The organism is Flammeovirga agarivorans (genome assembly GCF_012641475.1).
In the GTDB taxonomy this organism is placed as follows: Bacteria; Bacteroidota; Bacteroidia; order Cytophagales; family Flammeovirgaceae; genus Flammeovirga; species Flammeovirga agarivorans.
This window is the reverse complement of sequence record NZ_JABAIL010000025.1, coordinates 2234-3365: the sequence shown is the minus strand read 5'-3', so window position 1 is coordinate 3365 and position 1132 is coordinate 2234. Positions and strand designations below refer to the sequence as shown.

Here is a 1132-nt window from a genome sequence, read left to right as displayed (position 1 = left end):
GATACTTCATCACTCCGTCACTCCGTCGATGATATAGGATGCTCAGGAATTTTGACCTGATATCCATCGAGTATGCCATTCGGCAATCCCCTTAGGTCCCGGCTAACCCTGGGACGATTAGCGTCGCCCAGGAAACCTTGGTCTATCGGCGGGCAGGTTTCTCACCTGCCTTATCGTTACTTATGCCTACATTTGCTTTTCTGACCGGTCCACTGTACATCACCATACAGCTTCAGCCCAGTAAGAATGCTCCCCTACCACTCGTGCCTAAGCACAAATCCATGTCTTCGGTGGATAGTTTAATGCCCGATCATTATCGATGCCCTGTCGCTCGACCAGTGAGCTGTTACGCACTCTTTGAATGAATAGCTGCTTCCAAGCTAACATCCTGGCTGTCTCAGCGACTGGACCTCCTTAGTTCAACTTAACTATCACTTCGGGACCTTAGACGATGGTCCGGGTTCTTTCCCTCTCGGACTAGGACCTTGGCACCCTAGCCCTCACTGCCGGTAGTGTTTGATGGCATTCGGAGTTCATCTAGATTTGGTAGGATATGACTCCCCCGCATCTAATTGGTAGCTCTACCTCCATCAAACTCATCCGACGCTGCCCCTAAAGGCATTTCGGGGAGTACGAGCTATTTCCAGGTTTGATTGGCCTTTCACCCCTACCCACAGGTCATCCGAAGACTTTTCAACGTCAACCGGTTCGGTCCTCCATTGTGTGTTACCACAACTTCAACCTGCCCATGGGTAGATCACCTGGTTTCGCGTCTACCTACACTAACTTATGCGCCACTTAAGACTCGCTTTCGCTACGGATTCACACCTTAAATGCTTAACCTTGCTAATATAGGTAACTCGTAGGCTCATTATGCAAAAGGCACGACGTCACTCAACGAATGAGCTCCGTCCGCTTGTAGGTATACAGTTTCAGGATCTATTGCACCCCGTTATTCACGGTACTTTTCACCTTTCCCTCACGGTACTTGTTCACTATCGGTCTTTTGGGAGTATTTAGTCTTGGCGGATGGTGCCGCCGGATTCAATGGGGGTTTCACCGGCCCCCACTTACTCAGGAAATCCCGCTCTCAATAACACTTGCCTGTACGGGACTATCACCCTCTGCGGCC

Annotated in this window: 1 rRNA gene; it reads right to left on the bottom strand. The window is 50.3% G+C overall.

Going from position 1 to position 1132, the window contains the following annotated elements:
* Window positions 1-1132 (bottom strand): 23S ribosomal RNA (locus HGP29_RS28800); the annotation flags it as partial.